This window comes from Stenotrophomonas sp. 109824_Sma, from assembly GCF_056480025.1.
On record NZ_CM151078.1, the window covers coordinates 4,577,775 to 4,600,800 of the forward strand.

The window sequence follows — 23,026 nt, forward strand, 5'->3', positions numbered from 1 at the left end:
ATGATTTACGTCACGTCGTCTTCTAGAGGGGAGCAGGATGTCGCACGTCTCAACGATCACCGCCGCGCGCCGGTGGCTGCCGGTTGCTTTGGCACTGGCGCTGGCCGCCTGCTCGGGCAAGGAAGAATCCGCGGCACCGGCCCCGGCCGCCGCACCCACCGCCGCTGCACCGGCCGCACCGGTGGTCGCCGCCAAGGTGCAGTCGATGGGCACCGAGCAGCTGCGTGAGTCGGCCAGCCAGGCGCTGCGCGAGAACCGCATGTACGCGCCGGCCGGCGACAACGCCATCGAGTACTACCTCGCCCTGCGCGACAAGACCCCGGACGACGCCTCGGTGAAGAGCGCGCTGACCGACCTGCTGCCCTACACCCTGATCGCTGCCGAACAGCACCTGGGCCGCGAGGACTACACCGAAGCACAGCGCCTGGTGGCGCTGATCGAGAAGGTGGATGCGTCCGCGCCGGCGCTGCCGCGCCTGAAGGACGGCCTGGCCAAGGGCGTGCAGAACGCTGCCAAGCGCACCGAAGCGGAAGCCGAGAAGGCGAAGAAGGACGCCGAGGACCGCAGCAAGCAGCAGACCGAACAGCAGCGCCTGGCCGAGCAGCGCGCCAAGGAAGCCGACGCAGCCAAGCAGATCGCCGCCCAGCAGGATGCCGCCCGCCGCGACAACGAGCGCCAGGAAGCCGAGCGCCAAGCCGCTGCCCGCCGCGAAGCCGAGCAGAAGCAGCAGCAGGCCGCCGCCCAGCAGGCCAGCGCGGCACGCCAGGCTGCAGCCCCGGCGGCCGCTGCAGCGCCGAACCTGCGCCCGGTCAGCACCCCGGCACCACGCTATCCGTCCGAGGCACTGCGTGCAGGCACCTCCGGCGAAGTGCTGGTGGAAATCACCGTCGGCACCGACGGTTCGGTGATCAACGCCCGCGTGCTGCGCGCAACGCCGTCGCGCGTCTTCGATCGTGAAGCCATGAACGCGGTCAAGCGCTGGCGCTTCGAGCCGGTCAGCGCGCCGGTCACCACCCGCCGCACCCTGGTATTCGCCCCGGGCGGCGGCTGACCACGAAAAAAGGGGACGGAGGGGATTAAGTCGTTTCCGCCCCGCAATGACGACACGGCCCGGCATGTCCGGGCCGTGTTCGTTTCAGGAGAGGCTGTCGATCATGCGCTGCAGTGCTGGATCGCGCGCGGCCAGTACCTGGAACAGGCCCAGCGCATGCAGGCCCGGCAGCAGCGCACGCAGGTCGGCTTCGGCGGTGGCGCGGGTGGCGTCATCGCTGGCGGGATCCTGCCAGTCACGGACGGTGGCGAGGAAGGCACCGACGCTACCCTTGCGCACGGTGAGGCCATTTACCTGCACGTCGTTCTGGTGGTCGGGAAGGATGTCCTGCGGCTGCATGGGTGATGCTCCTGTGGGATCGGGAGGCCAGTGTGCCGCCCAGCCAGCGACACTTCTGCCGTATAACTGCCATTGGATATGGCAGATCAGACATCACCTGCGTTGATTGACCCCGCTTTGGCGAACGCCGAAGGCGGTCCCCTCGTCATGGCCTCCCAGCTGCGGGTGCCCGGACGGCGCCGCACCGCCCGTCACCAGCACGTCCGCGGCCAGCTGCTGGGCGCGCACCAGGGCGTGCTGCGGATCGAGGCCGGCGATCTGCAGTGGCTGCTGCCGGCGGGGCATGTTGCCTGGATTCCGCCCTTGCTGCCCCACGCACTGGTGGGGGCGGAAGGGTTCGATGGCTGGAGCCTGTATTTCTGCGCCGAGGCCTGCCTGGACCTGCCCGCCGTACCGCGCATTTTCCAGCCCAACGCGCTGTTGCAGGCCGCGATGATGCGTGCGCTGCACTGGCCACACCAGGCACTGGACGCCGCGCAGGCACGCCTGGCCGGCGTGATCGCCGATGAGATCACCGCCAGCACGCCGCTGCCGCTTGCCCTGCCACAACCGCGGGATCGCCGCCTGCGGCGGATCGCGGCGGTGCTGGCACGTTCGCCGGATGACCTTCGCAGTGTCGAGGCGTGGGCAGCCACCTGCGGCCTGTCCAGCCGCAGCCTCGCCCGTCGTTGGCAGGCCGAAACCCACATGACGCTGAGCCAGTGGCGGCAGCGCCTGCGCGTACTGCTGGCGCTGCCCCGTCTGCTGTCCGGCGAACCGGTGATCAGCGTCGCGCTGTCGATGGGCTACGACACGACGAGTGCCTTCATCGCCGTGTTCAAGCGCGAGATGGGGGTGACGCCCGCGCGCTACGCAAAAGGGGACGGAGGGGATTAAGTCGCTTTTGACTCATCCGACACTGCTTCGCGGCGTTGCCTGATGCCCCGCTCCGCGGCCGCGATGACAGGCTGAGGCCCCTTTCAGCCTCCGAATCCCATGCCCCGACAAGCACGCCTGATGCTGGCAGGCCAGGCCTATCACGTGATCCAGCGCGGTGTGAACAAAGGTGCGATCTTTATCGACGACATCGATCGCCAACTGTTCCTGCATCTGTTGCACAGCGCATTCCTGAAGCACCACGTCGCACTGCATGCCTATGTACTGATGGGCAACCACATCCACCTGCTGGCCACGCCTTCCACACAGCAGGGACTGGCGGGCGCAATGCGCATGCACGGCAACAACTGCGTGCAGGCCTTCAACCAGCGGCACGGACGCAGTGGGCCTCTGTGGCAGGGGCGCTTCCATTCCTCGATGATCGACAGCGACGCTTATCTTCTCAGCGTATACCGCTACATCGAACGCAATCCGGTTCGCGCCGGGATTGCTGTCAGCGCCGAAGATCATCCGTGGTCCAGCGTGCACGGCAACCTTCGACGACGGGATGATCCAATGCTCACCCTGCATCCCGCGTTCAAAGCACTTGCAGGAACCGCTCGGCAGAGGGCGAGGTTGTATGCCGAATTCCTGCGCGATGTGAATGCATCCGCAGACCTGCCCGCAATCCGCAACCACAGCGCCAGGCAACGCCCGATGGGGGACGCTGCATTCCTGCGGATGGTGGAGCAGACGCTGGGGCGCCCCGTGGCGATACGCAAACGAGGGCGCCCGCGCAAGGAGGGGACGGGGGAGGCAGAAACGACTTAATCCCCTCCGTCCCCTTTTCGGGTCAGCCGGAGATCGCCAGGCGCTCGTTGTGGTAACGGCGCACGGCGGCGAACCACAGCACCGCGGCCAGGCCGAGGCTGGCGCCGAGGTAGATCGCCCAGACCGCCGGGGTGATCGTCTCGTGGCGGATCACCTTCAGCAGCATCTGGTTCTGCGACAGGAACGGCACGGCGTACTGCCACATCTCGCTCTTCAGCGGATAGGCCACCAGTGCGTAGCCGGGCAGCATCGGCAACAGCATCAGCCAGGTCATGTGGCTCTGCGCTTCCTTCATGCTCTTGGCTGCGGCCGACAGGAAGGTCAGCAGCGAGGTGCCGATCAGCAGCATCGGCAACATCACCAGCAGCATCTGCAGCATCGATCCGACGTTCATGTTGAACTGGCGGCCGATATTGCCGGGCGCGATCTGCGCGCTCACCTTGAACGCGACCAGGGTCAGCAGCAGCGATACGAAACCGACCACGCATGCGGCAGCGATCTTGCCGCTGACGATCGCGCTGCGCGAGCCCGGCGTGGCCAACAGTGGTTCCAGCGACTGCCGTTCGCGCTCGCCGGCGGTGGCATCCATCACCAGGTAGGCGCCACCGATGAACGAGGTCAGCGTCAGCAGGACCGGCAGCAGCATCGACAGGATCATGCCGCGCTTGGCTTCGGCACTGGCCAGGTCCTGGCGCGCCACGTCCAGCGGACGTGCCACCTGTGCGTCGATGCCGCGCGCCATCAGGCGCAGTGCACCGACCTGGCCGTTGTAGGTGGCCAGTGCTGCTTCCAGGCGTGCGCCAGGTACTTCGGCAGCGCGCCGCGTGCTGTCCTTGATCACCTCCACCAGTGCCGGCTTGCCATCGGCCCAGTCCTTGCCGAAGTCATCGCTGATGCGCAGCGCCACATCGATGTCCTGGGTGCGGATGGCCTCGGCCAGGTCCTTCGGTGCCGGTGCGGCATTGAGGCCCTGTGCGGCGAGGAAGCGCACCAGGTTCGGTGCGTTCTCCGCGCCGATGGTCGGGATCTGCAACGGCTCTTCGATCTGGGTGCGCACCCGGCTCTCGGCCAGCTTGCCCATGCCCAGCAGCAGTACCGGGTACAGCAGGGGCCCGAACAGCAGGGTCAGCAGCAGCGTGCGGCGGTCACGCGACAGGTCGCGCAGTTCCTTGCGCATCACCGTCATCAGGGTCGACATCATGCTCATGCGTGCAGGCCCTCTTCGCTGCCGATCAGTTTCACGAACGCATCTTCCAGGTTGGCTTCACCGGCCTGCGCACGCAGTTCGTCGGCACTGCCGGCGGCCATCACCGTGCCCTTGGCGATGATCACGATGTGGTCACACAATGCACCCACCTCCTGCATGATGTGGCTGGACAGGATCACGCAGCGACCCTCTTCGCGCAGGCCCAGCAGGAAGCGGCGCAGCGCGCGCGTGGTCATCACATCCAGGCCGTTGGTCGGTTCGTCGAGGATGACGTTGCGCGGGTCGTGCACCAGCGCGCGGGCAATCGCGGTCTTGGTGCGCTGGCCCTGCGAGAAGCCATCGGTCTGCCGGTCGAGGATGTCGCCCATGTCCAGCGCGTGCGACAGCACCTCGATGCGTTCGCGGATGCGCTCGGCCGACAGGCCATGCAGCTCGCCGAAATAGGCGATGTTCTCGCGCGCGGTCAGGCGCTTGTAGACGCCACGCGCATCAGGCAGCACGCCGAGGTGGCGACGCACCTCCACCGGATTGCGCGCCGCATCGATGCCATCGACGGTGATGCTGCCCTGATCGGGCGTCATCAGCGTGTAGAGCATGCGCATGGTGGTGGTCTTGCCGGCACCGTTGGGGCCGAGCAGGCCGGTGATCCGCCCATCCCCGGCGCGGAAGCCGACGTTGGCGACCGCCTGGATGCGGCCCGTGCGGGTATCGAAGGCCTTGTGCAGGTTGTCGGCGACGATCATGGTTCCCATCCGTTGAACGAGGTGAACGCCGGCACGTAGCTCAGCGTGTCCAGGCAGCCGGCATCCAGTGCCTTGGCATCGGTCTTGTCGATGAACTGGCCGAGCAGGCGCGGCATGCAGCCGGCGGTCAACGTGCCATGGCCCTGGCCACGGGCGACCAGCGCACGGCCATTGGGCAGGCCCTTGAGCACCTGTGCGGCGTAGCGCGGCGGCGTCACCGGGTCCAGTTCACCGGACAGCAGCAGTGCCGGCACGTCGCTGCGCAGCGGCACGGCATCGGTTGCCGGCGCCGGACGGTGCGGCCACACCGGGCAGGCCGCGAAGAAGGCACTGGCGACTTCGTTGCCGAACAGCCGCTCGGGGTCCTCGGCCGGCGCGTGGTAGCGCGGTGCATCCTCGCTGCAGATCACCGACCACTGCATGCCGCGGTTGATCTGGAAATCCATGCTGCGGTTCGCGCCCCGCGCCAGCGATGCCAGCGGTGCGTAGCGACCGTGTGCGGCCTCATCCAGCACCAGTGGCAGCAGCGAGGAATACTGCGGCACGTAAGAGAAGGCGAAGGCCAGGCCGACCACGCTGTCCGGCGTCAGGACATCCTGCCGCGGTGCGTTGGTACCCGGATCGCGATATTCGACCGAGACCGGTGCACGGCGCAGGGTATCGACCACGCTGCGCAGCTGCGCGCGGGTATCGGCCGGGAAACGCTTGCTGCACGCGGCGTCCTTGCGGCACTGCGCCGACTGCAGGGCGATCGCATCCTCGAACGTGGTCGCGAAGTCACCACCGACCACCAGCTCGTTCGGCACCACGCCATCGATGACGATGCTGCGGGTGTGCTGCGGATAGGCGCCGGCATAGCGCTGGGCCACACGGGTGCCGTAGGAGCCGCCGACCAGGTTGACCTGATCCACGCCAAGCGCACCACGCACCGCGTCCAGATCGGCGATGGCCTCGGTGGTGGTGTAGAAGCGCGCGTCGGCACGCCCCTGCAGCGACGCCGCGCAGCGCTGGGCGTATTCGCGCAGCGATGCCTCGGAAGGCGCTGCATTCTCGTCCATCTGCAGCGCCTTGCCGTCCGCGCCCAGGCAGCTGAGCGGGTTGGAGCCGCCGGTGCCGCGCTGGTCGATCAGGAACACGTCGCGCTGCTTGCGCACCTGGCGCAGCGCGGTATCGACGATGACCGCCACCTCGCTGGCCGCCTGGCCGGGGCCGCCGGCCAGGAAGAACACCGGGTCGGGCTGGCTGGCACCGCTGCTGCCCGATTCCAGCCAGGCAATGCGCAGGCCGATCCGGCGGCCATCGGGCTGGGCCCGGTCCTCCGGTACCTGCAGGGTGGCGCACTGCGCCTCCACGTTGGCGCTGGCGCCTTCGGTGGACAGCGTGCAGGGCTGGAAGTCGATCGTGCCGAAACGACGGCTGGGTGCATCACTGGCACTTCCGGCGTCGGCCGGCGGTGGCTGGCTGCACCCGGCAATCATCAGGCTGGCCAGCATCCCGGCCAGCGCGAGGTGGTGTCTTTGCATCGTGCTCGTTTCCCCTGGAGGACGTTCCTGTCGACCACGACGGGCTGCCGCGGAAGATGTGACCCAACTTACACGGGCAGCGCGCCAACGGCGATGGGCAATGACGAATCCGCCACCGACGGCGCACAGACCAGGCGGTCCCGCCCCTCGGCCTTGGCCCGGTACAGGGCGGCATCGGCGGCGGCCAGCAGGGTCGACAGATCGCCCTGCCCTGCATCCATCGCAAGACCGACGCTGGCGGTGACCGGCACCCGTCCCTCGGCCAGCACTGCCGGCCGCTGTTGCAGGCGTGCGCGGATCGCGGCGGCCCGCTCCACCGCATCGTCGCGCGTGCTTCCGGCCAGCACCAGCACGAACTCTTCGCCGCCGTAACGGCCCAGCAGGTGCTCGTGGCCCTGCACGCAGTGCTGCAGCGTCGCCGAAAAATGGCGCAGCACCTGGTCGCCCGCCAGGTGGCCCCACCGATCATTGATCTTCTTGAAGTGGTCCACGTCGATCAGCAGCAGCACCAGCGGGCGGCGCTGCCGGCGTAGCTTCAGCAGTTGCGCCTGGCCGTCGGCCAGCACCGCGCTGCGGTTGAGCAGGCCGGTCAGGCCATCGGTACGGGCGGCATGGCGCAGGTCGACCAGCATGCGCTCGACCAGCAGCAGCACCATCGCAAAGCAACGGGCCAGTTCCAGCATCACCCCGGCGATGTACGTGGCGAACATCGGCGAGCCAGTGCGCATGATGTCCTCCCCGGCATCCGGTGCCACCGGCAGGAACAGGCGCCCCCCATAGAGAGCGGCCTCCGCCAGGAACACGGTGGCGGCCAGGCGGCAGCTGGTGCGCTGCTGGGGCGGCGCATGCCGCAGCAGCAACCCGGCGATCCAGCCATCGACAATCAGTGCGAACACGCTGAACACCTGCAGGCGCAGGGCCAGGTTCGGCCACAGCACCAGGAACGCGAAGATGCAGGCCATGAACGCGGCCGCCATCAGCAACGGCCGCCACAGCGGCAACGGCTGCTCCAGATGCAGGGCTACGCCGCGCAGCATCATCAGCCCGCAGCCGGCCATCGCTGCATTGCCGGCCAGTACCGCCGGGACCAGTGGCAGGTAGGGCCGCAAGGCCAGCAGGGTCACCCCCAGGGTCAGCAGCCACAGGCTGATGGTCCACTGCCGCAGCACCGGTTGCCCGCGCAGTACGACCAGCAACAGCGAGAACCCCACGGCAATGCCGATGCAGAGCAGGAAGCCAAGCACGGTGATGGTGGGGAAATCCAGGGACATGCGGCGCTCGTCGGCCGGGGCGGCGCGCGCATCTTAGCGCCTTGTTGCGCGATCCCCGTGGCGTCCTCCTGCCCGATGCCGGTGTGGGGTCTGAAAACGGCGAGCATGGCGACCGGCGCATGCGCACAATCCGCGGAAAACCCAAGGAGACGCCCATGCACGCGTGGTACCTCGGCGGCATCGACCACCGCCCGTTCCTGCACCTGTTCGAGATGAGCGACAGCGCGCTCGCCGCGCGCGGCATCCAGCGTCGCTGGGCCGGCGCCAATGGCGGCCATCCCTGCCGGATCAGCCTGAGCGATCCCGCACCTGGCAGCGAACTGCTCCTGCTGTCCCACGTCCACCTGCCGCTGCATTCGCCGTACCGCGCCGCCGGCCCGATCTTCGTGCAGCGCGGCGTGACCCGTTGCGTCCTGCCGCCGGGCGAAGTGCCCCCGTATGTACAGCGCCGGATGATTTCGGTGCGTGCCTATGACCACGCCGCGCTGATGTGCGGTGCCCAGGTCTGTGCGGGCACCGAGGTGGCGGACCACCTGGATGCCCTGTTCGCCGACCCGTCGGTGGCGTTTGTCCAGCTGCACAACGCGGCGCATGGCTGTTTCTCGTGCCAGGCAGATCGGGTGGGTGCCGAGACTGCGTAGCGTGATCTCCATGACGTGATCGATGCCACGCCGGTCACGTGACGTCCAGCGCATCCGTTCAGCCCTGCGTGAAGCCTGCGGGAAGGGCTTCACATGCGCAGTCACGGATCGGTACTGCGAGAGTTCCGTCGCCTGCAGCGCGACTCGATACTCGCCGTGGTGCCGCCGGAAGTCCGCCGCGCAGCGCAGCTCCTGCGGTCACCGTTCCCTTTCGACGATCACAAGGATGCGCCATGTCATTCCGATCCACACCGCTGTTGCTGGCCACCTCGTTCGCCGCTGCGGGCCTGTGCCTGGCCGGCAGCGCGTTCGCCCACGGCACCATGACCACGCCGGTCAGCCGTGTCTATGCCTGCTTCCAGGGCAATCCCGAGAACCCGACCAACCCGGCCTGTGCCGCTGCAAAAGCGATTGGCGGTTCGCAGGCGTTCTACGACTGGAACGGCATCAACCAGGCCAACGCCAACGGCAACCATCAGGCCGTGGTGCCCGACGGCAAGCTGTGCAGCGGCAACAACCCGACCTTCCGCGGGCTGGATGTGAACCGCAGTGACTGGCAGACCACGCCGATCCAGGCCGATGCCAATGGCAGGTTCACCTTCGTGTTCAAGGCGACCGCACCACACGCCACGCGCGACTGGCGCTTCTTCGTCACCCGCGAAGGCTGGCAGCCGGGCAGCCCACTGCGCTGGGCCGACCTGCAGGAGTTCTGCACGCTGGGCAATACACCACTGTCGGCCGATGGCACCTACAAGCTGCAGTGCACGTTGCCGCAGCGCACCGGCCAGCATGTGATCTACAACACCTGGCAGCGCTCGGATTCGACCGAGGCGTTCTATACCTGCATGGACGTGCGCTTTGAAGGAAGCGGCGGCAGCACCCCGCCCGCTGCGCAGTGGCAGGATGCCGGCCCGGTCACCGCACGCGGCGAGCTGCCGGTGGGCACGACGCTGGCACTGCGCGTGTTCAACGCCAACGGCAATGATGTCGAACGCGTGGAAACCACCTTGGCCAGCGGCCAGACTGCGGCCACGCAGTGGCCGTTGGCGCTGGCCCGCAAGGTCAATGCCAGTGCCCAGCACGCGCGCGTGGGCGTGCTCAACAACGGCGTGATCGCACCCTCCGCTTCGGCCACCGACAACCGCGTGTACCTGAAGGACGGCAACCGCTTCCAGCTCGACACCCAGGTGCCGGACCCGGGCACGCCGTCGCCGGGCGGTGATTTCGACCACGTGTACCCGGCGGGCATCGGCAGCTATGTGCCGGGCCAGACCGTGGTGAAGGGCAGCGACGGCAAGCTGTACGCCTGCCGCCCGTTCCCGGAAGGTGCATGGTGCAATGTCAACGCCGAGGCGTACCGGCCGGGCGTGGGTGCGGCCTGGCGCGATGCGTGGATCGCGTACTGAGGCGGTGACGCGGGAGGCGGTGCAGCGTGCACCGCCTTCTGCCTGCAAAACGGCACAGTGAGCACCGTGTTGCAGATCGAACACGGCCGTCATCGAATTCGAACTTATCCGATGTTGCCGACGGGCCTGCATGTGAAGACTGCGCGAGGTTTCCCACACTTCGCAAAGGAGTTCCTGCATGCACCTGTCCCATCGGGCAGTCCTCGCTCTGTCCGTCGTTGCCGGCCTGGCCCTGTCCGGCAGCGCCTTCGCCCACGGCACCATGACCAAGCCGCTCAGCCGCGTGAAGCAGTGCCACGAAGGCAATCCGGAAAACCCGACCAACCCGGCCTGTGCCGCGGCCAAGGCCATCGGCGGCGCGCAGCCGTTCTATGACTGGAGTGCAATCGCCCACGGCAACGCCAATGGCAACCACCGCGACCTGGTGCGTGATGGCGAACTGTGCAGTGCCAGCATCCCCAAGTACCGCGGCCTCGATCTGAACCGCAGCGACTGGCCGACCACGCCGGTCCGCGCCGATTCGCGCGGCCGCTACACCTTCGAATTCCGGGCGCCGGCGCCGCACGCCACCCGCGAGTGGAAGTTCTACGTCACCCGTGATGGCTGGCAGCCGGGCAGCCCGCTGCGCTGGGCCGACCTGCAGGAATTCTGCACCCTGGGCAACGTGCCGCTGTCCGAAGGCGGTGTCTACAAGCTGGACTGTCCGCTGCCCAAGCGCAGTGGCCAGCACATCATCTACAACACCTGGCAGCGCTCGGATTCGCAGGAAGCGTTCTACACCTGCATGGACGTGCGCTTCGAAGGTGGCGGTGGCGTGGTTCCGCCGCCGCAGTGGCAGGATGCCGGCGCGGTGACCGCCAATGGTGCGCTGGACGTGGACAGCACCGTGACCCTGCGCGTGTTCAATGCCAACGGCAATGACCTGGAGCGTGTGGAAACCAAGCTGGCGACCGGCCAGACCAGCCCAACGCAGTGGCCGCTGGCCCTGGCCCGCAAGGTCAACGCCAGCGCACAGCACGCGCGCGTGGGTGTGATGAAGAACGGCGTGATCACGCCGGTCGCGTCGGCCACCGACAACCGCGTGTACCTGAAGCCGGGCAACCGCTTCCAGCTGGAAACCCAGGTGCCGGGGCCCGGCCCGATCGATCCGGTCGATCCGCCGGGCGGCGACTTCGACTTCGTGTATCCGGCCGGCCTCGGCAGCTACAAGCCGGGCGAGACCGTGGTGAAGGGCACCGACGGCAAGCTGTACGCCTGCCGCCCGTTCCCGGAAGGCGCCTGGTGCAATATCAACGCCGATGCCTACCGCCCGGGCACCGGCTTTGCCTGGCGCGACGCCTGGATCGCGTACTGAGGCAGGGCACCGGGGGCGGCGCGATGCCGCCTCCGGTTCATGGGGTTGCCGGCCAGCGGCCGGCACTACCCTGGTTTACTTGCTGCTGACGTACTTCTCGCGGCGGATCTGCGGATTGCCCAGGCCGGCGGCCTTCAGCAGTTCGGCACAGGCGTCGACCATGTCCGGGTTGCCGCACAGGTAGGCGATGTCGGTGGCCGGGTCCGGCGTGAAGCCGGACAGCGCCTGCTGCACGTAGCCGTGCTGTACGTCCGGGTGCGGATCGACCGGCAGTTCGCGCGACAGGCACGGAACATAACGGAAGTTCGGGTGTTTTTCGGCGAAGCTGTAGAAGTCTTCGCTGTACAGCAGCTCGCCCGGGCTGCGCGCGCCCTGCAGCAGCACGATCTGCACGCCGCGTTCGGCCATGGCCTTTTCCAGCAGCGGCAGCATCGAGCGGTACGGGGTAACGCCGGTGCCGGTGGCGATCAGCAGGTAACGGGCGTTGTGGTCACCGGGATTCAGGCAGAACCGGCCGTAGGGGCCGGACGCACTGATCTGGCCGCCCTGCTCCAGCGCCTCGAACAGCGCGGTGGCGGCGCCACCGGGCACGAAACTGACTGCGATATCCACCGCCTCGCCCGGGCCCAGCGCGTGGTCGTGGATGGTCGCCAGCGAGTAGCTGCGCTTGGTTTCGGTGCCGTCGGCGTAGCTGAAATGGACCTGGATGAACTGGCCGGGCTGGAAATCCAGCGGCTGTCCATCGTCACGCACGAACTGGTAGTGGCCGACGGTCGGGGCCAGCATGCGGCAGCCGACCAGCTTGAGGGGGAATTGAACAGGCACGACTTTTCGGGACAGTGTGTAGCCGGGGCAAGCCCTCGGGGTCTTCTATAATAGCCCCTCCCCGCCCCTCTCCAGCGCCAGCCCATGGGCGCGAAGGCTTCGAGCTTGGCATCCCAGAACGATATGGCGCCCGCCCTGCGCGTGCGCGACCTGCGCAAGACCTACGACAACGGCACCCAGGCCCTGAAGGGGGTTTCCCTGGAAGTGGCCCCGGGCGACTTCTTCGCCCTGCTCGGCCCCAACGGTGCCGGCAAGTCGACCCTGATCGGCATCATCAGCTCCCTGGTCAACCTCAGCGAGGGCAAGGTGGAGGTGTTCGGCAGCGACCTGGTTCGCAACCGCAGCGCCACCATGCGCCTGATCGGGCTGGTGCCGCAGGAAATCAACTTCAACCTGTTCGAGAAGCCCTTCGACATCCTGGTGAACTACGCCGGCTTCTACGGCGTGCCGCGCGAGGAAGCCGAGCAGCGCGCCGAAGAGGAACTGAAGCGGGCCCACCTGTGGGAAAAGGCGCAGGTGATGAGCCGTACGCTGTCCGGCGGCATGAAACGCCGGCTGATGATCGCCCGCGCGATGATGACCCGCCCGCGCCTGCTGATCCTGGATGAGCCGACCGCCGGCGTGGACATCGAGATCCGCCGCGACATGTGGCGCGTGCTGAAGGAGATCAACGCTGCCGGCACCACGATCATCCTCACCACGCACTACCTGGAAGAAGCCGAGTACCTGTGCCGCCACCTGGCGATCATCAACCATGGCCAGATCGTCGAGCAGGGGCCGATGCGCACCCTGCTGGCCAAGCTGGACGTGGAAGGCTTCCTGCTGGACATCGATGGTGACCTGCCGGCGCAGCTGCCGGTGATCGAAGGCGCGACCCTGACCGCGCCGGACCCGCATACGCTGGACATCGACATGCCGCGCGCGATGGACCTCAACCGCGTGTTCGCCACGCTCAACGAGTCCGGCATCCGCGTGCGTTCGATGCGTACCAAGAGCAACCGCCTGGAGGAGCTGTTCGTGCGCCTCACCGGCAACCTGGAGAAGCCTGCATGAGCACCACCGAGCTGACCGACGGCCAGCGCAACCGCATCGCACTGATGACCATCGTGCGCCGCGAAGTCGCCCGCATCATGCGCATCTGGGGCCAGACCCTGGTGCCGCCGGCGATCACCATGACCCTGTACTTCCTGATCTTCGGCAACCTGATCGGGTCGCGCGTGGGTGACATGGGCGGCTACACCTACATGCAGTTCATCGTGCCGGGCCTGGTGATGATGAGCGTGATCCAGAACAGCTACGGCAACATCAGTTCCTCGTTCTTCGGTGCCAAGTTCGGCCGCCACGTGGAAGAGCTGCTGGTCAGCCCGATGCCGAACTGGGTGATCCTGTGGGGCTACGTGGCCGGTGCCGTGCTGCGCGGCCTGATGGTGGGCGTGATCGTGCTGATCATCGCGATGTTCTTCACCCCGGTGCGCATCCCGCACCCGCTGGTGATGCTGACCACGGTGATCCTGGGCGCGACGATCTTCTCGCTGGCCGGTTTCATCAACGCGGTGTATGCGAAGAAGTTCGATGACGTGGCGATCGTGCCGACCTTCATCCTGACCCCGCTGACCTACCTGGGTGGCGTGTTCTATTCGGTGCAACTGCTGCCGGGCTGGGCGGAAGCGGCCACCCACGCGAACCCGATCTTCTACATGGTCAATGCATTCCGCTATGGCCTGCTGGGCAGCAGTGACGTGCCGCTGCCGGTGGCCTACGGGTTGATGATCGGATTCGTGGTGGCGCTGACGGCGCTGGCGCTGTGGCTGCTGCGTCGCGGCGTGGGCATGCGCAGCTGAGGGGTGCCTGCAGGGCCTGCGGCCCTGCACCCGCCGAATCAACGTCAACTTCAACGGCAACGGCAAAAGCTGACTATCCGTGGGATGGCGGGGTGGGTCCGGTTGCGGGGGACGCTGCAAGTACGTCCATGTAAGCTCGGTCGCCGCATCCATGCGGCTCACGCCCCCGCAACCGGACCCACCCCGCCTTCGACAGGTTCCCGCTGCTGTTGGTGGGTGTCGACCTTGGTCGACACGATGGATCCACGCCATGCGTGGATGAAGCGTTCCCTGTAGAGCCAAGCCGATGCTTGGCTCTTTTCGTTTCGGATTGCGGCTAGGCTGTGGCGATGAAGATCACTTCCATTGCGTTGGACAAGGCTGTATCGGATGGCCCGATCGATGCCTTCAGCCATGTCCTGCTGAGCGATGCGCCCACGCTGGATGAGGTGCTGGGTTGCCTGGCCTTGCTGCACGTGGCCGATCCCCGCCATCGCTACCTGTGCACGCTCGACGATGTCGGCCAGTGCCGCTACACCAGCATGCATGCGTCCGACAACGAGCGCATCGCGCTGTACGAGGACGAAGACCCGGCGACGCCGGAAGATGCGTTGGCGGCACGCGAGCGGTTGCTGGCGCATGTGGTCGCGCAGCTCGAGCATTCCACGCATCGGTTGGAGTGGACAGCGCTGGCGGGCACGTTGATGTGCAGCGACGAGGACATCGAGGCGCTGGTCGCCGCCAATGCGACACCGGATCTCATCGTCGACGACGTCGTCTGCGTGCAGCAGGTGCCCGTGACACGTGACGACCTGCTGATCGCCGCCCTGCCCAATGGCTACTTCAGTGCGGACTGGGACCTCTTCCAGAACCACGCCCTGATCCGGCACCTGCAGCAGCACTACGACTACCGCCTGTTCGGACTCGGTGCGTCGTGGCTCGGCTTCCAGCGCGACCGCGCACCGTCGCCTGCAGAGGCGAGCGCGTTGGTCGCGGACCTGCAACGCATCTACGCGGCCGGAACGCACGACACCTGGTCAAAGCTGGCTGCAACGCTGGTCTCCCGCACTACCCTGCTGCTGGGCTACACCGAAGACTTCAGCGAACAGCTGCCCTGAGCACCGCTCTACACGAGCTCGCGCAGCGAGCGACCCGCTTCCTCTCTTGATCTGCTTTCCGTGGTGGCCGCACCCGGAAACTGTCAGGGGTCGTGTGCGCCGGGCTCGCGGGGGTATCCGCGCCAGGGATGGCGCGGCTAAGCCCCCATGGACGGGTTCACGGCGTCCCCCGCGAACCCGGCGCACACGACCCGGCTCATGAAACCAACTGCGCGAACCACCACGAGGGGCACCGCCGTTGGCCGCAATCTCCGGCACAATCGAAATCCTGATTCCCCAGAAAACGGTGAACGTGCAATGCGCATCCTGATCCTCGGCGCCGGCGGTACCGGCGGTTACTTCGGCGGTCGCCTGGCCCAGGCCGGCGTGGACGTGACCTTCCTCGTGCGCCCCGCACGTGCCGCCCAACTGGATCGCGACGGCCTGGTCATCCGCAGCCCGCTCGGCGATGCCAGCTTCCCGGTGCAGCACGTCACCGCCGACGCGCTGCCTGCGCTCGCCGCACAGAAGCCGTTCGACCTGGTCATCCTCAGCTGCAAGGCCTATGACCTGTCCAGTTCGATCGACGCCATTGCCCCAGCCGTTGGCGCAGGCACCACCGTGCTGCCGATCCTCAACGGCCTGCATCACTACAACGCACTGGATGCGCGCTTCGGCCGCGACGCTGTGCTTGGCGGCCTGTGCTTCATCAGCGCCACCAAGGCGCCCGACGGTGCGGTGCTGCACCTCGGTAAACCGGCCAAGCTCACCTTCGGCGAGCGCGACGGCGGCGCGGTCTCCGAACGCGTGCGCGCCTTCGCTGCGGTCTGTGCGCAGGCCGATCTTGATCACCTGGCCAGCGAACACATCGGCCAGGAGCAATGGATCAAGTACACCTTCCTGACCGCCCTGGCCGCCGCCACCTGCCTGCTGCGCGCGGATATCGGCACCATCGTCGCCACCGATGACGGCGAGGCCATCGTGCGTGGCCTGTACGACGAATGCCTGGCCGTGGCCGAGGCCGCCGGTGAACCGATTCCCGAGGCCGCGCAGGACACCGCGCGCGGCACCCTGACCCAGGCCGGCTCGGCACTGAAGGCATCGATGCTGCGTGACCTGGAAGCCGGCCAGCAGGTGGAGGCCGAACAGATCGTGGGCGACATGCTGGCCCGCGCGCGCAAGGCCGACCAGGAAGCCCTGCTGCTGCAGGTCGCCTACAGCAGCCTGCAGGCCTACCAGGCACTGCGCGGCGCGTGAGCCAGACGTTGCAGGCCAGCACGCTGCCCTCGCGGATGCTGATCCTTGGCATGGGCTGGAGCGGCTGTGTGCTGGCCCAACATCTGCGGGCATTGGGCGTACACGTCGCCGGCACCGTACGCGATCCAGCATCGGCACCACGCGATGGTCTGCGTCGCCACGCGCTGCGTGCCGATGCCACGCCATCGCCTACCCTGCTCGATGAGATCGCGCAGGCCGAGGCCGTGCTGTGCAGCGTGCCGCCCGATGCCGAGGGTGACCCGGCACTGCGCCTGTTGTTGCCCGCGCTGCAGGCCAGCCCGGCATTGCGCTGGGTGGGCTATCTGTCATCCACCTCGGTGTATGCCGACCGCGCTGGCGGCTGGGTCGACGAGCGCAGTGCAGCCGATGCCACTGAGGCAGCCGGCGTGCGGCGCCTGCGGGCCGAAGCACAATGGCGTGCGCTTGCTGAAGAACGCGGCATCGCATCGGCGCTGTTCCGCCTGCCCGGCCTGTATGGGCCGGGGCGCAATGCGCTGCTGCAGCTGGCACAGGGCCGCGCACGCCACGTAGTTCGCCCTGGGCTGGTGTTCAACCGACTGCACGTGGATGACCTGGCGACGGTCGTTATCGCGTCGATGCAGCGGCCGTGCGTGGATGGGCTGTATCTGCCGGCCGATGACGAGCCGGCACCGCCGAAGGAGGTACTGGCCTTCGCCGCGCAGCTGGGCGGCTTTGCGATGCCACCTGCCGTGGCCTGGGACGACCCTGCACTGAGCCAGACGCTGCGCCGCTTCTACGAGAGCAACAAGCGCATCGACAGTCGCGGCACGCGTGAAGCACTGGGGTGGCAGCCGCGCTTCCCCAGCTACCGTGAGGGCCTGCGCGACCTGCTCCGGTAGTGCCGGCCGCTGGCCGGCAATCGCGCGATGTTTGCGGCGTTCATGCTGCTGCCGGCCAGCGGCCGGCACTACCCAATCAACCCGCGTCGGGCAGGCGGAAGAACGTACGCGTCGCGGCAGTCGCATTGGCCGCCGTCACCGCCACGTCCTCGCCACGGTCACGTGCCAGTTCCTCCACGATGTGCGAGAGGAACATCGGTTCGTTGCGGCGATCCTTCGGCATCGGCTTCAGCGTGCGCGGCAGCAGGTACGGCGCGTCGGTCTCGATCATCAGGCGGTTGGCCGGGATGTTCTTCACCAGTTCGCGCAGGTGCGCGCCGCGGCGCTCGTCACACAGCCAGCCGGTGATGCCGATGTACCAGTCCTGGTCCAGGTAATCGAACAGCTCGTCACGCTCACCGGTGAAGCAATGCACCACCGCCGGGCCGATGCGACCTTCGAAGTTCTTCATCTGTGCCATGAAATCGGCATGCGCTTCGCGCTGGTGCAGGAACAGCGGCTTGCCATTGTCAACGGCCAGCTGCAGCTGCCGTTCGAACGCGCGGTGCTGGGCCGGGCGCGGCGAGAAATCACGGAAGTAGTCCAGCCCGCACTCGCCCACCGCCACCACTTCCGGGTGGGCATGCAGCGCGCGCATCTCGGCGTCGCATTCCTCGGTGTATTCCACCGCATGGTGCGGGTGCACGCCGGCGGTGGCGTACAGGAAGCCCGGGTGCTGCTGCGCCAGCTGCAGGGCCAGTGGCGAGTGCTCACGGCTGGCTCCGGTGATGACCATCTGCACCACGCCGGCCTGGCGCGCGCGCTCCAGCACGGCATCGCGGTCGCGGTCGAAGGAGTCGTGGGTCAGGTTGGCGCCGATATCGATCAGGTGCATGGTCATCGCGGGGGAAAAGTGCCCGCGCATTGTACCTGCGCCCGCCGTGGCCCCTTATCCTTTGCACATGAACGCCCCGCTCTTCCCTATCTCCCCGCTGCTGCCACAGATCCAGCAGCACCTGGCCGCACAGCCGCGGCTGGTGCTGGAGGCGCCGCCCGGCGCCGGCAAGACCACCCAGGTGCCGCTGGCGCTGCTCGATGCACCGTGGCTGCAGGGGCGGAAGATCATCCTGCTGGAACCGCGCCGGGTCGCCGCGCGCAGCGCCGCGCTGTTCATGGCGCGGCAGCTGGGCGAAGAGGTCGGCGGCACGGTCGGCTACCGCATCCGCTTCGAGAACAAGGTCTCGGCGCGCACCCGCATCGAGGTGGTCACCGAAGGCATCCTGACCCGCATGCTGCAGGACGACCCGATGCTGGAAGAGGTCGGCGCGATCCTGTTCGACGAATTCCACGAACGCCACCTCAGTGGCGATCTGGGCCTGGCGCTGGCGTTGGATGTGCAGGCACAGCTGCGCGACGACCTGCGCCTGGTGGTGATGTCGGCGACGCTGGATGGTGAGCGCCTGGCCCGCTTCCTGGATGCGCCGCGCCTGAGCAGCGAAGGCCGCAGCTACCCGGTGGCGATCAGCCATTTCCCGGCGCGCCGCGATGAGGCGCTGGAACTGCAGGTGCGCCGCGCGGTGCAGCAGGCCCTGGCCGAACACCCCGGTGACCTGCTGGTGTTCCTGCCCGGCCAGCGCGAGATCGCGCGGGTGCAGGCTGGCCTGCAGGAATCACTGGATGCCGGCGTCGAAGTGCTGGCGCTGCACGGTGAACTGCCGGTGGAACAGCAGGCGCGCGTGCTGCAGGTGGCCAGTGATGGCCGCCGTCGCGTGGTGCTGGCGACCAACGTCGCCGAGTCGTCGGTGACGCTGCCCGGCGTGCGTGTGGTGATCGACAGTGGCCAGGCTCGCGAACCGCGCTACGACCCCAACAGTGGCTTCACCCGGCTGGACGTGGTGGCCATCGCGCAGGCATCGGCCGACCAGCGCGCGGGCCGCGCAGGCCGCGTCGCCGAAGGCGTCGCTTGGCGGCTGTGGCCGCAGTCGCAGCGGCTGGAGCCGCAGCGCCGCGCCGAAATCGACCAGGTGGAACTGGCCGGGCTGGCGCTGGAGCTGGCGGCCTGGGGCAGCAGCGATCTGCGCTTCCTCGATCCGCCGCCGGCGGGCCCGATGGGCGCAGCGCGCGAACTGCTGCAGCGGCTCGGCGCGCTGTCCAGCAGCGGCGCGATCACCGCGCTCGGCCGCCGCGTGCTGGCACTGGGCACGCATCCGCGGATGGCAGCGATGCTGCTGGCCGCGCCCGATGCCCGCGCGCAGGCGCTGGCCGCCGATCTGGCCGCCCTGCTGGAGGCACGCGATCCGCTGCGCCAGGGCGGTGATGCACTGGCCGCGCGTTGGCGGGCGCTGGCCGCGTTCCGCAACGGCCGCGCGCCGGGCGACGCCAACCGCAGCGGTCTGGCCGCCATCGATGCGGCCGCCAAGCAGTGGCGACGTCGCCTGCGCTGCGATGCCGCGCCACCGGCCAGCATCGAGGCGCACGAGCTGGGTGACCTGCTCGCACATGCATTCCCGGACCGCATCGGTGTCCAGCATTCCAGCGATCCGCTGCGCTACCTGCTGGCCAATGGCCGCAGCGCACGCCTGCACGAGCTGAGCGACCTGCGAGGCGAACCGTGGCTGGTAGCCAGTGAACTGCGCTTCGAGGCACGCGACGCGCTGCTGCTGCGTGCCGCACCAGTGGACGAAGGCCAGCTGCGCAAGGCCTGGCCGGAGCGCTTCGTGACCGAAGACGTGGTGCGCTGGGACAGCGAGCGTCGCGCCCTGGTAGCACTGCGCGAGACCCGTTTCGACCGCATCGTGCTCGACAGCCGCTCGGCCGGCCGGGTCGATCCGCAGCACGCCGCGCAGGCGCTGACGGACGCGGTGGCTGAACTCGGCCTGCAGGCGCTGCCGTGGACCGAAGGCCTGCGCCAATGGCAGGCACGGGTGGAATCGCTGCGGCGCTGGATGCCGGAGCTCGGCCTGCCCGACTGCAGCGACGACGCCCTGCTGGCCACGCGCGCGCAATGGCTGCAGCCCGCGTTCGCCGGCAAGAGCCGCCTGGACGCACTGGACGAGGCCAGTTTCGGCGAAGCGCTGAAGTCGCCCTTGGAGTGGTCGCAGCGGCAACTGGTTGAACGACATGCGCCCACCCGCATTACCGTGCCGTCCGGACTGGAACGGCCGATCACCTATGCGTTGGACAGCGAGAGCGGCGAACCGTTGCCACCGGTGCTGGCGGTGAAGCTGCAGGAACTGTTCGGCCTGGCCGACACGCCGCGCATCGCCGATGGCCGCGTGCCGCTGACCCTGCACCTGCTGTCCCCCGGAGGCCGCCCACTGCAGGTCACCCAGGACCTGCGCAATTTCTGGGAAAACACCTACGCCGAGGTGAAGAAGGAAATGAAGGGCCGCTACCCGCGGCATCCATGGCCGGATGATCCGTGGACGGCCACAGCCACGCACCGGGCCAAGCCGCGCGGCACCTGAAGGCGGGGGTCAGAGCCCTTTCCCAAGGGAAAGGGATCCGACCCCACCCTGCCTGATCCTGAATGGCTGGGGTAGAGTCACACCACGTGCCACCCCGGCTGACATACCGTTTACGGGCAACACGCGACACTGGACTTCGACCCGAGGCAAAGGACCCCCCGCATGAGCAAGCTGACTGTAATCACCGACCGCGCTCTGGAGCGCGCCCTGGAGCTGGCCCATACCGCCGGCGATGGCCTGAAGAGCGCCGGTGGCAGCCTGCGCAATGCGGACTGGATCAAGACCGGTGCCGCCATCGGCGCAGTGAAGACCGGCGGTAAGGCCGCCACCAAGTTCGTGCGCCGCAATCCGGCAGTGGCCGTGGCCGCTGCAGCGGTGGGTGTCGGCCTGCTCGGCTATGCGCTGTACCGCAAGCAGCAGAAGAAGAAGGCCGCCAATGGCCACGTGGTGAATGGGCAGGCGCAGCGCATCAGCGCACGCGACCGCCGCAACGACACCGTCGTGGACGAGCACAGCGATATCGGCAGCGACGCGTGAGTCTGCCGGGGTCGGATCCCTTCCGCAGGAAGGGCTCTGACCCGATCAGCCACACAAGGGCCGGATACCGGAAGGTATCCGGCCCTTTCTGTATCAACCGATCTGCCGCCACTGCCCAGGCTGCAGGTCATCGAGCCGGTACGGCCCCATCGACACCCGCACCAGCCGCAGCGTCGGCAGGTTCACCGCCGCGGACATGCGCCGCACCTGGCGGTTGCGGCCCTCACGGATCGTGATCGCCAGCCAGCTGTCAGGTACGGTCTTGCGGAAACGTACCGGCGGATCGCGCGTCCACAGCGACGGCGCCGGATCGAGGCGTTCGATCTTCGCCGGCAGGGTCGGCCCATCATTGAGCACCACGCCGTCGCGCAGCTGCTGCAGCTGTTCGTCGCTGGGCATGCCTTCCACCTGCACCCAGTAGGTCTTGTCAGCCTTGTGCTTCGGGTCGGTCAGCTTGTGCGCCAGCGTGCCGTTGTCGGTCAGCAGCAGCAGGCCCTCGCTGTCATGGTCCAGGCGACCGGCGGCGTACACGCGCGGCGGCAGGCCGAACCCGGCCAGGGTCGGCCGCGGCGGCACACTGCGGTCGGTGAACTGGCAGAGCACGTTGAAGGGCTTGTTGAAGGCGATCAGCATTGCGGGCACGGCGGGCGGCGGGTGGGGCATTGTCCCATTCCCGCATCGCCGCCGCGATCACCGGCTACTCAGCCGAAGACCTTCCTTTCCATCAACAGCGCGACGAGCACCAGCACGACGCCGCACGTGGCGGCAGCGTTGGCCTGGTACCGCAGCCGCGCTACCGGTGGGCAGGCCCTGCGCGCACGCTCATCCCAGAGGCCACCAACGAGCAGCGCCGCAAAACCTGCCGCCGCCACGAGGTCATGCATGTGACCCGCATGGAACACGAAGTCGTACAACCGCGGCAGCGCCATCAATGCGAAGGCGAAGTACAGCACTTTCTTCAACAGCACACTCCATTGACGGCAGCGCCGGGCATTGCCCGGCGGCTACCCATTCCATCCAACACCGCGCTGCGCGCTGACCGGACGCAGCCCGGCGTCTCCGGCTACGGCTTGATGAAGCGCAGGGTCATGCGGTCGCTTTCACCGATCGCCTGGTACTTCGCATCGTCGGCCTTGTCGTGCTGGTTGGTCGGCGGCAGCGTCCACACACCGTTCGGGTGGTCCTTGGTGTCACGCGGGTTGGCGTTGACCTCGCTGCGTGCGTCCAGCTTGAAGCCGGCGGCTTCGGCCATCGCGATCACCTGCTGCTGGCCGACATAGCCGGTGTCATCGTCGTCGGCCACATCGGTCTTGGCGCGATGCTCGACCACGCCCAGCACGCCGCCCGGCTTGAGCACGTTGAAGAAGCCCTGGAACATGCCCTGCGCCTGGCCGGCCTTGCGCCAGTTGTGCACGTTGCGGAAGGTCAGCACCACATCGGCTGAACTGGCCGGGCCGAACACCGGCTTGGCCGGATCGTAGGCCACCACCGCAGTCTTGCCGAACTGTGCCGGCGCAGCGGCGTACTTCTTTTCCAGGCTGTCGCGGCTGCGCTGCTGGTAGTCACGGCCGCGGCCTTCGGGCACCGCCATCGGATCGACCACGGCGGCGACGTAATGACCCTTGTCATGCAGCAGCGGCGCCAGGATTTCCGAGTACCAGCCGTTGCCGGGGGTGATCTCGATGACGGTCTTCTCCGGCGTCACCTTGAAGAACGACAGCGTCTGCGCCGGATGGCGGAAGCCATCGCGCTTGACGTTGTTGGCATCACGGGTCGACGCCTTCACCGCCGCATCGATGGCCGGTGAGACCTGGATCTTCGCCGGTGCCACCGTGGCCGGTGCGGCGAATGCGGGAACAGCGGCAAGCAGGGCCGAAGCAAGCAGCAGGCGGCAACCACGCAGGGACGAAGCAGGCATCATCGGAGCGACTCCAGCGGAAGA

At 67.8% G+C, this 23,026-nt stretch carries 23 protein-coding genes; 13 read left to right on the forward strand and 10 right to left on the reverse strand.

Features of this window, described 5'->3' with window-relative positions; genetic code table 11:
* The first annotated feature begins 37 nt into the window (after positions 1-37).
* Complete coding sequence (locus ACZK1G_RS21470) at positions 38-1,051, forward strand: energy transducer TonB (protein ID WP_014038885.1); 1,014 nt, start codon at positions 38-40, stop codon at positions 1,049-1,051.
* Between the two features lie 84 nt (positions 1,052-1,135).
* Here ACZK1G_RS21470 and ACZK1G_RS21475 read toward each other — a convergent pair whose 3' ends face one another.
* Positions 1,136-1,390, reverse strand: a complete 255-nt coding sequence (locus ACZK1G_RS21475; protein WP_101766278.1) for a hypothetical protein — start codon at positions 1,388-1,390, stop codon at positions 1,136-1,138.
* A 78-nt stretch (positions 1,391-1,468) separates the two neighbouring features.
* Here ACZK1G_RS21475 and ACZK1G_RS21480 point away from each other — a divergent pair, with 78 nt between their 5' ends.
* Complete coding sequence (locus ACZK1G_RS21480; RefSeq protein ID WP_101766279.1) at positions 1,469-2,266, forward strand: AraC family transcriptional regulator; 798 nt, start codon at positions 1,469-1,471, stop codon at positions 2,264-2,266.
* A 99-nt stretch (positions 2,267-2,365) separates the two neighbouring features.
* On the forward strand, positions 2,366-3,076 hold the full coding sequence (locus tag ACZK1G_RS21485) for a transposase (RefSeq protein WP_101766280.1): 711 nt from the start codon (positions 2,366-2,368) through the stop codon (positions 3,074-3,076).
* A 22-nt stretch (positions 3,077-3,098) separates the two neighbouring features.
* On the opposite strand, the gene ACZK1G_RS21490 is transcribed toward ACZK1G_RS21485, so the two are convergent.
* The 4 genes from ACZK1G_RS21490 to ACZK1G_RS21505 form a co-directional block, all read right to left on the reverse strand.
* Positions 3,099-4,283: an ABC transporter permease gene (locus ACZK1G_RS21490; RefSeq protein ID WP_014038889.1), complete on the reverse strand. Its 1,185-nt coding sequence runs from the start codon at positions 4,281-4,283 to the stop codon at positions 3,099-3,101.
* Entirely contained in the window at positions 4,280-5,026 is a 747-nt protein-coding gene (locus ACZK1G_RS21495; protein WP_014038890.1) for an ABC transporter ATP-binding protein, read from the reverse strand. Before ACZK1G_RS21495 ends, ACZK1G_RS21490 begins: the two co-directional genes overlap by 4 nt.
* The gene (locus ACZK1G_RS21500) at positions 5,023-6,549 is read right to left on the reverse strand and encodes an alpha/beta fold hydrolase (protein ID WP_101766281.1); all 1,527 of its coding nucleotides are present in this window, start codon (positions 6,547-6,549) and stop codon (positions 5,023-5,025) included. The genes ACZK1G_RS21495 and ACZK1G_RS21500 overlap by 4 nt, the downstream gene beginning before the upstream one ends.
* 68 nt (positions 6,550-6,617) lie before the next feature.
* Entirely contained in the window at positions 6,618-7,820 is a 1,203-nt protein-coding gene (locus ACZK1G_RS21505) for a GGDEF domain-containing protein (RefSeq protein WP_101766282.1), read from the reverse strand.
* Between the two features lie 155 nt (positions 7,821-7,975).
* Here ACZK1G_RS21505 and ACZK1G_RS21510 point away from each other — a divergent pair, with 155 nt between their 5' ends.
* From ACZK1G_RS21510 to ACZK1G_RS21520, 3 genes are all read left to right on the forward strand, one after another.
* A complete protein-coding gene (locus tag ACZK1G_RS21510; RefSeq protein ID WP_049442826.1) occupies positions 7,976-8,461 on the forward strand; it encodes a DUF1203 domain-containing protein in 486 nt (161 codons plus the stop codon).
* Between the two features lie 233 nt (positions 8,462-8,694).
* Positions 8,695-9,867, forward strand: a complete 1,173-nt coding sequence (locus ACZK1G_RS21515; protein ID WP_101766283.1) for a lytic polysaccharide monooxygenase — start codon at positions 8,695-8,697, stop codon at positions 9,865-9,867.
* Between the two features lie 178 nt (positions 9,868-10,045).
* The gene (locus ACZK1G_RS21520) at positions 10,046-11,221 is read left to right on the forward strand and encodes a lytic polysaccharide monooxygenase (protein ID WP_014038895.1); all 1,176 of its coding nucleotides are present in this window, start codon (positions 10,046-10,048) and stop codon (positions 11,219-11,221) included.
* A 75-nt stretch (positions 11,222-11,296) separates the two neighbouring features.
* Here the strand turns inward: ACZK1G_RS21520 and ACZK1G_RS21525 are convergent, their stop codons facing one another.
* Complete coding sequence (locus ACZK1G_RS21525) at positions 11,297-12,046, reverse strand: ferredoxin--NADP reductase (protein WP_101766284.1); 750 nt, start codon at positions 12,044-12,046, stop codon at positions 11,297-11,299.
* Between the two features lie 84 nt (positions 12,047-12,130).
* Between ACZK1G_RS21525 and ACZK1G_RS21530 the strand changes: the two genes are divergently transcribed.
* From ACZK1G_RS21530 to ACZK1G_RS21550, 5 genes are all read left to right on the forward strand, one after another.
* Positions 12,131-13,099: an ABC transporter ATP-binding protein gene (locus ACZK1G_RS21530; protein WP_049443487.1), complete on the forward strand. Its 969-nt coding sequence runs from the start codon at positions 12,131-12,133 to the stop codon at positions 13,097-13,099.
* On the forward strand, positions 13,096-13,887 hold the full coding sequence (locus ACZK1G_RS21535) for an ABC transporter permease (protein ID WP_049443488.1): 792 nt from the start codon (positions 13,096-13,098) through the stop codon (positions 13,885-13,887). Before ACZK1G_RS21530 ends, ACZK1G_RS21535 begins: the two co-directional genes overlap by 4 nt.
* 329 nt (positions 13,888-14,216) lie before the next feature.
* The gene (locus ACZK1G_RS21540) at positions 14,217-14,984 is read left to right on the forward strand and encodes a hypothetical protein (RefSeq protein ID WP_101766285.1); all 768 of its coding nucleotides are present in this window, start codon (positions 14,217-14,219) and stop codon (positions 14,982-14,984) included.
* Between the two features lie 297 nt (positions 14,985-15,281).
* Entirely contained in the window at positions 15,282-16,220 is a 939-nt protein-coding gene (gene panE, locus ACZK1G_RS21545) for a 2-dehydropantoate 2-reductase (protein ID WP_101766286.1), read from the forward strand.
* 35 nt (positions 16,221-16,255) lie between these two features.
* Positions 16,256-17,101 (forward strand): Rossmann-fold NAD(P)-binding domain-containing protein, encoded by an 846-nt coding sequence (locus ACZK1G_RS21550; protein WP_197622285.1) that lies wholly within the window; start codon positions 16,256-16,258, stop codon positions 17,099-17,101.
* 76 nt (positions 17,102-17,177) lie between these two features.
* Here ACZK1G_RS21550 and ACZK1G_RS21555 read toward each other — a convergent pair whose 3' ends face one another.
* Positions 17,178-17,975 (reverse strand): TatD family hydrolase, encoded by a 798-nt coding sequence (locus ACZK1G_RS21555; RefSeq protein WP_101766459.1) that lies wholly within the window; start codon positions 17,973-17,975, stop codon positions 17,178-17,180.
* Positions 17,976-18,042: 67 nt separating this feature from the next.
* Here ACZK1G_RS21555 and hrpB point away from each other — a divergent pair, with 67 nt between their 5' ends.
* Together hrpB and ACZK1G_RS21565 are read left to right on the forward strand one after the other, a co-directional pair.
* Entirely contained in the window at positions 18,043-20,547 is a 2,505-nt protein-coding gene (gene hrpB / locus ACZK1G_RS21560; protein WP_101766288.1) for an ATP-dependent helicase HrpB, read from the forward strand.
* 162 nt (positions 20,548-20,709) lie between these two features.
* On the forward strand, positions 20,710-21,084 hold the full coding sequence (locus ACZK1G_RS21565; protein WP_005420251.1) for a hypothetical protein: 375 nt from the start codon (positions 20,710-20,712) through the stop codon (positions 21,082-21,084).
* Positions 21,085-21,177: 93 nt separating this feature from the next.
* Here ACZK1G_RS21565 and ACZK1G_RS21570 read toward each other — a convergent pair whose 3' ends face one another.
* The 3 genes from ACZK1G_RS21570 to ACZK1G_RS21580 form a co-directional block, all read right to left on the reverse strand.
* On the reverse strand, positions 21,178-21,717 hold the full coding sequence (locus ACZK1G_RS21570; RefSeq protein ID WP_101766289.1) for a pseudouridine synthase: 540 nt from the start codon (positions 21,715-21,717) through the stop codon (positions 21,178-21,180).
* 68 nt (positions 21,718-21,785) lie between these two features.
* Positions 21,786-22,052, reverse strand: coding sequence for a hypothetical protein (locus ACZK1G_RS21575; protein ID WP_233490814.1), 267 nt, complete (start codon positions 22,050-22,052; stop codon positions 21,786-21,788).
* Positions 22,053-22,147: 95 nt separating this feature from the next.
* Positions 22,148-23,005 carry a class I SAM-dependent methyltransferase gene (locus ACZK1G_RS21580; RefSeq protein ID WP_049447044.1) on the reverse strand — a complete coding sequence of 286 codons (858 nt, stop codon included), beginning with the start codon at positions 23,003-23,005 and terminating at the stop codon, positions 22,148-22,150.
* Between the last annotated feature and the right edge of the window lie 21 nt (positions 23,006-23,026).

Bases quoted from the DNA above. Each gene is read 5' to 3' on its own strand.
- ACZK1G_RS21470 (WP_014038885.1), top strand. From the start codon at position 38: ATGTCGCACGTCTCAACGATCACCGCCGCGCGCCGGTGGCTGCCGGTT.
- ACZK1G_RS21475 (WP_101766278.1), bottom strand. From the start codon at position 1,390: ATGCAGCCGCAGGACATCCTTCCCGACCACCAGAACGACGTGCAGGTA.
- ACZK1G_RS21480 (WP_101766279.1), top strand. From the start codon at position 1,469: ATGGCAGATCAGACATCACCTGCGTTGATTGACCCCGCTTTGGCGAAC.
- ACZK1G_RS21485 (WP_101766280.1), top strand. From the start codon at position 2,366: ATGCCCCGACAAGCACGCCTGATGCTGGCAGGCCAGGCCTATCACGTG.
- ACZK1G_RS21490 (WP_014038889.1), bottom strand. From the start codon at position 4,283: ATGAGCATGATGTCGACCCTGATGACGGTGATGCGCAAGGAACTGCGC.
- ACZK1G_RS21495 (WP_014038890.1), bottom strand. From the start codon at position 5,026: ATGATCGTCGCCGACAACCTGCACAAGGCCTTCGATACCCGCACGGGC.
- ACZK1G_RS21500 (WP_101766281.1), bottom strand. From the start codon at position 6,549: ATGCAAAGACACCACCTCGCGCTGGCCGGGATGCTGGCCAGCCTGATG.
- ACZK1G_RS21505 (WP_101766282.1), bottom strand. From the start codon at position 7,820: ATGTCCCTGGATTTCCCCACCATCACCGTGCTTGGCTTCCTGCTCTGC.
- ACZK1G_RS21510 (WP_049442826.1), top strand. From the start codon at position 7,976: ATGCACGCGTGGTACCTCGGCGGCATCGACCACCGCCCGTTCCTGCAC.
- ACZK1G_RS21515 (WP_101766283.1), top strand. From the start codon at position 8,695: ATGTCATTCCGATCCACACCGCTGTTGCTGGCCACCTCGTTCGCCGCT.
- ACZK1G_RS21520 (WP_014038895.1), top strand. From the start codon at position 10,046: ATGCACCTGTCCCATCGGGCAGTCCTCGCTCTGTCCGTCGTTGCCGGC.
- ACZK1G_RS21530 (WP_049443487.1), top strand. From the start codon at position 12,131: ATGGGCGCGAAGGCTTCGAGCTTGGCATCCCAGAACGATATGGCGCCC.
- ACZK1G_RS21535 (WP_049443488.1), top strand. From the start codon at position 13,096: ATGAGCACCACCGAGCTGACCGACGGCCAGCGCAACCGCATCGCACTG.
- ACZK1G_RS21540 (WP_101766285.1), top strand. From the start codon at position 14,217: ATGAAGATCACTTCCATTGCGTTGGACAAGGCTGTATCGGATGGCCCG.
- panE (WP_101766286.1), top strand. From the start codon at position 15,282: ATGCGCATCCTGATCCTCGGCGCCGGCGGTACCGGCGGTTACTTCGGC.
- ACZK1G_RS21550 (WP_197622285.1), top strand. From the start codon at position 16,256: ATGCTGATCCTTGGCATGGGCTGGAGCGGCTGTGTGCTGGCCCAACAT.
- ACZK1G_RS21555 (WP_101766459.1), bottom strand. From the start codon at position 17,975: ATGCACCTGATCGATATCGGCGCCAACCTGACCCACGACTCCTTCGAC.
- hrpB (WP_101766288.1), top strand. From the start codon at position 18,043: ATGAACGCCCCGCTCTTCCCTATCTCCCCGCTGCTGCCACAGATCCAG.
- ACZK1G_RS21565 (WP_005420251.1), top strand. From the start codon at position 20,710: ATGAGCAAGCTGACTGTAATCACCGACCGCGCTCTGGAGCGCGCCCTG.
- ACZK1G_RS21570 (WP_101766289.1), bottom strand. From the start codon at position 21,717: ATGCTGATCGCCTTCAACAAGCCCTTCAACGTGCTCTGCCAGTTCACC.
- ACZK1G_RS21580 (WP_049447044.1), bottom strand. From the start codon at position 23,005: ATGATGCCTGCTTCGTCCCTGCGTGGTTGCCGCCTGCTGCTTGCTTCG.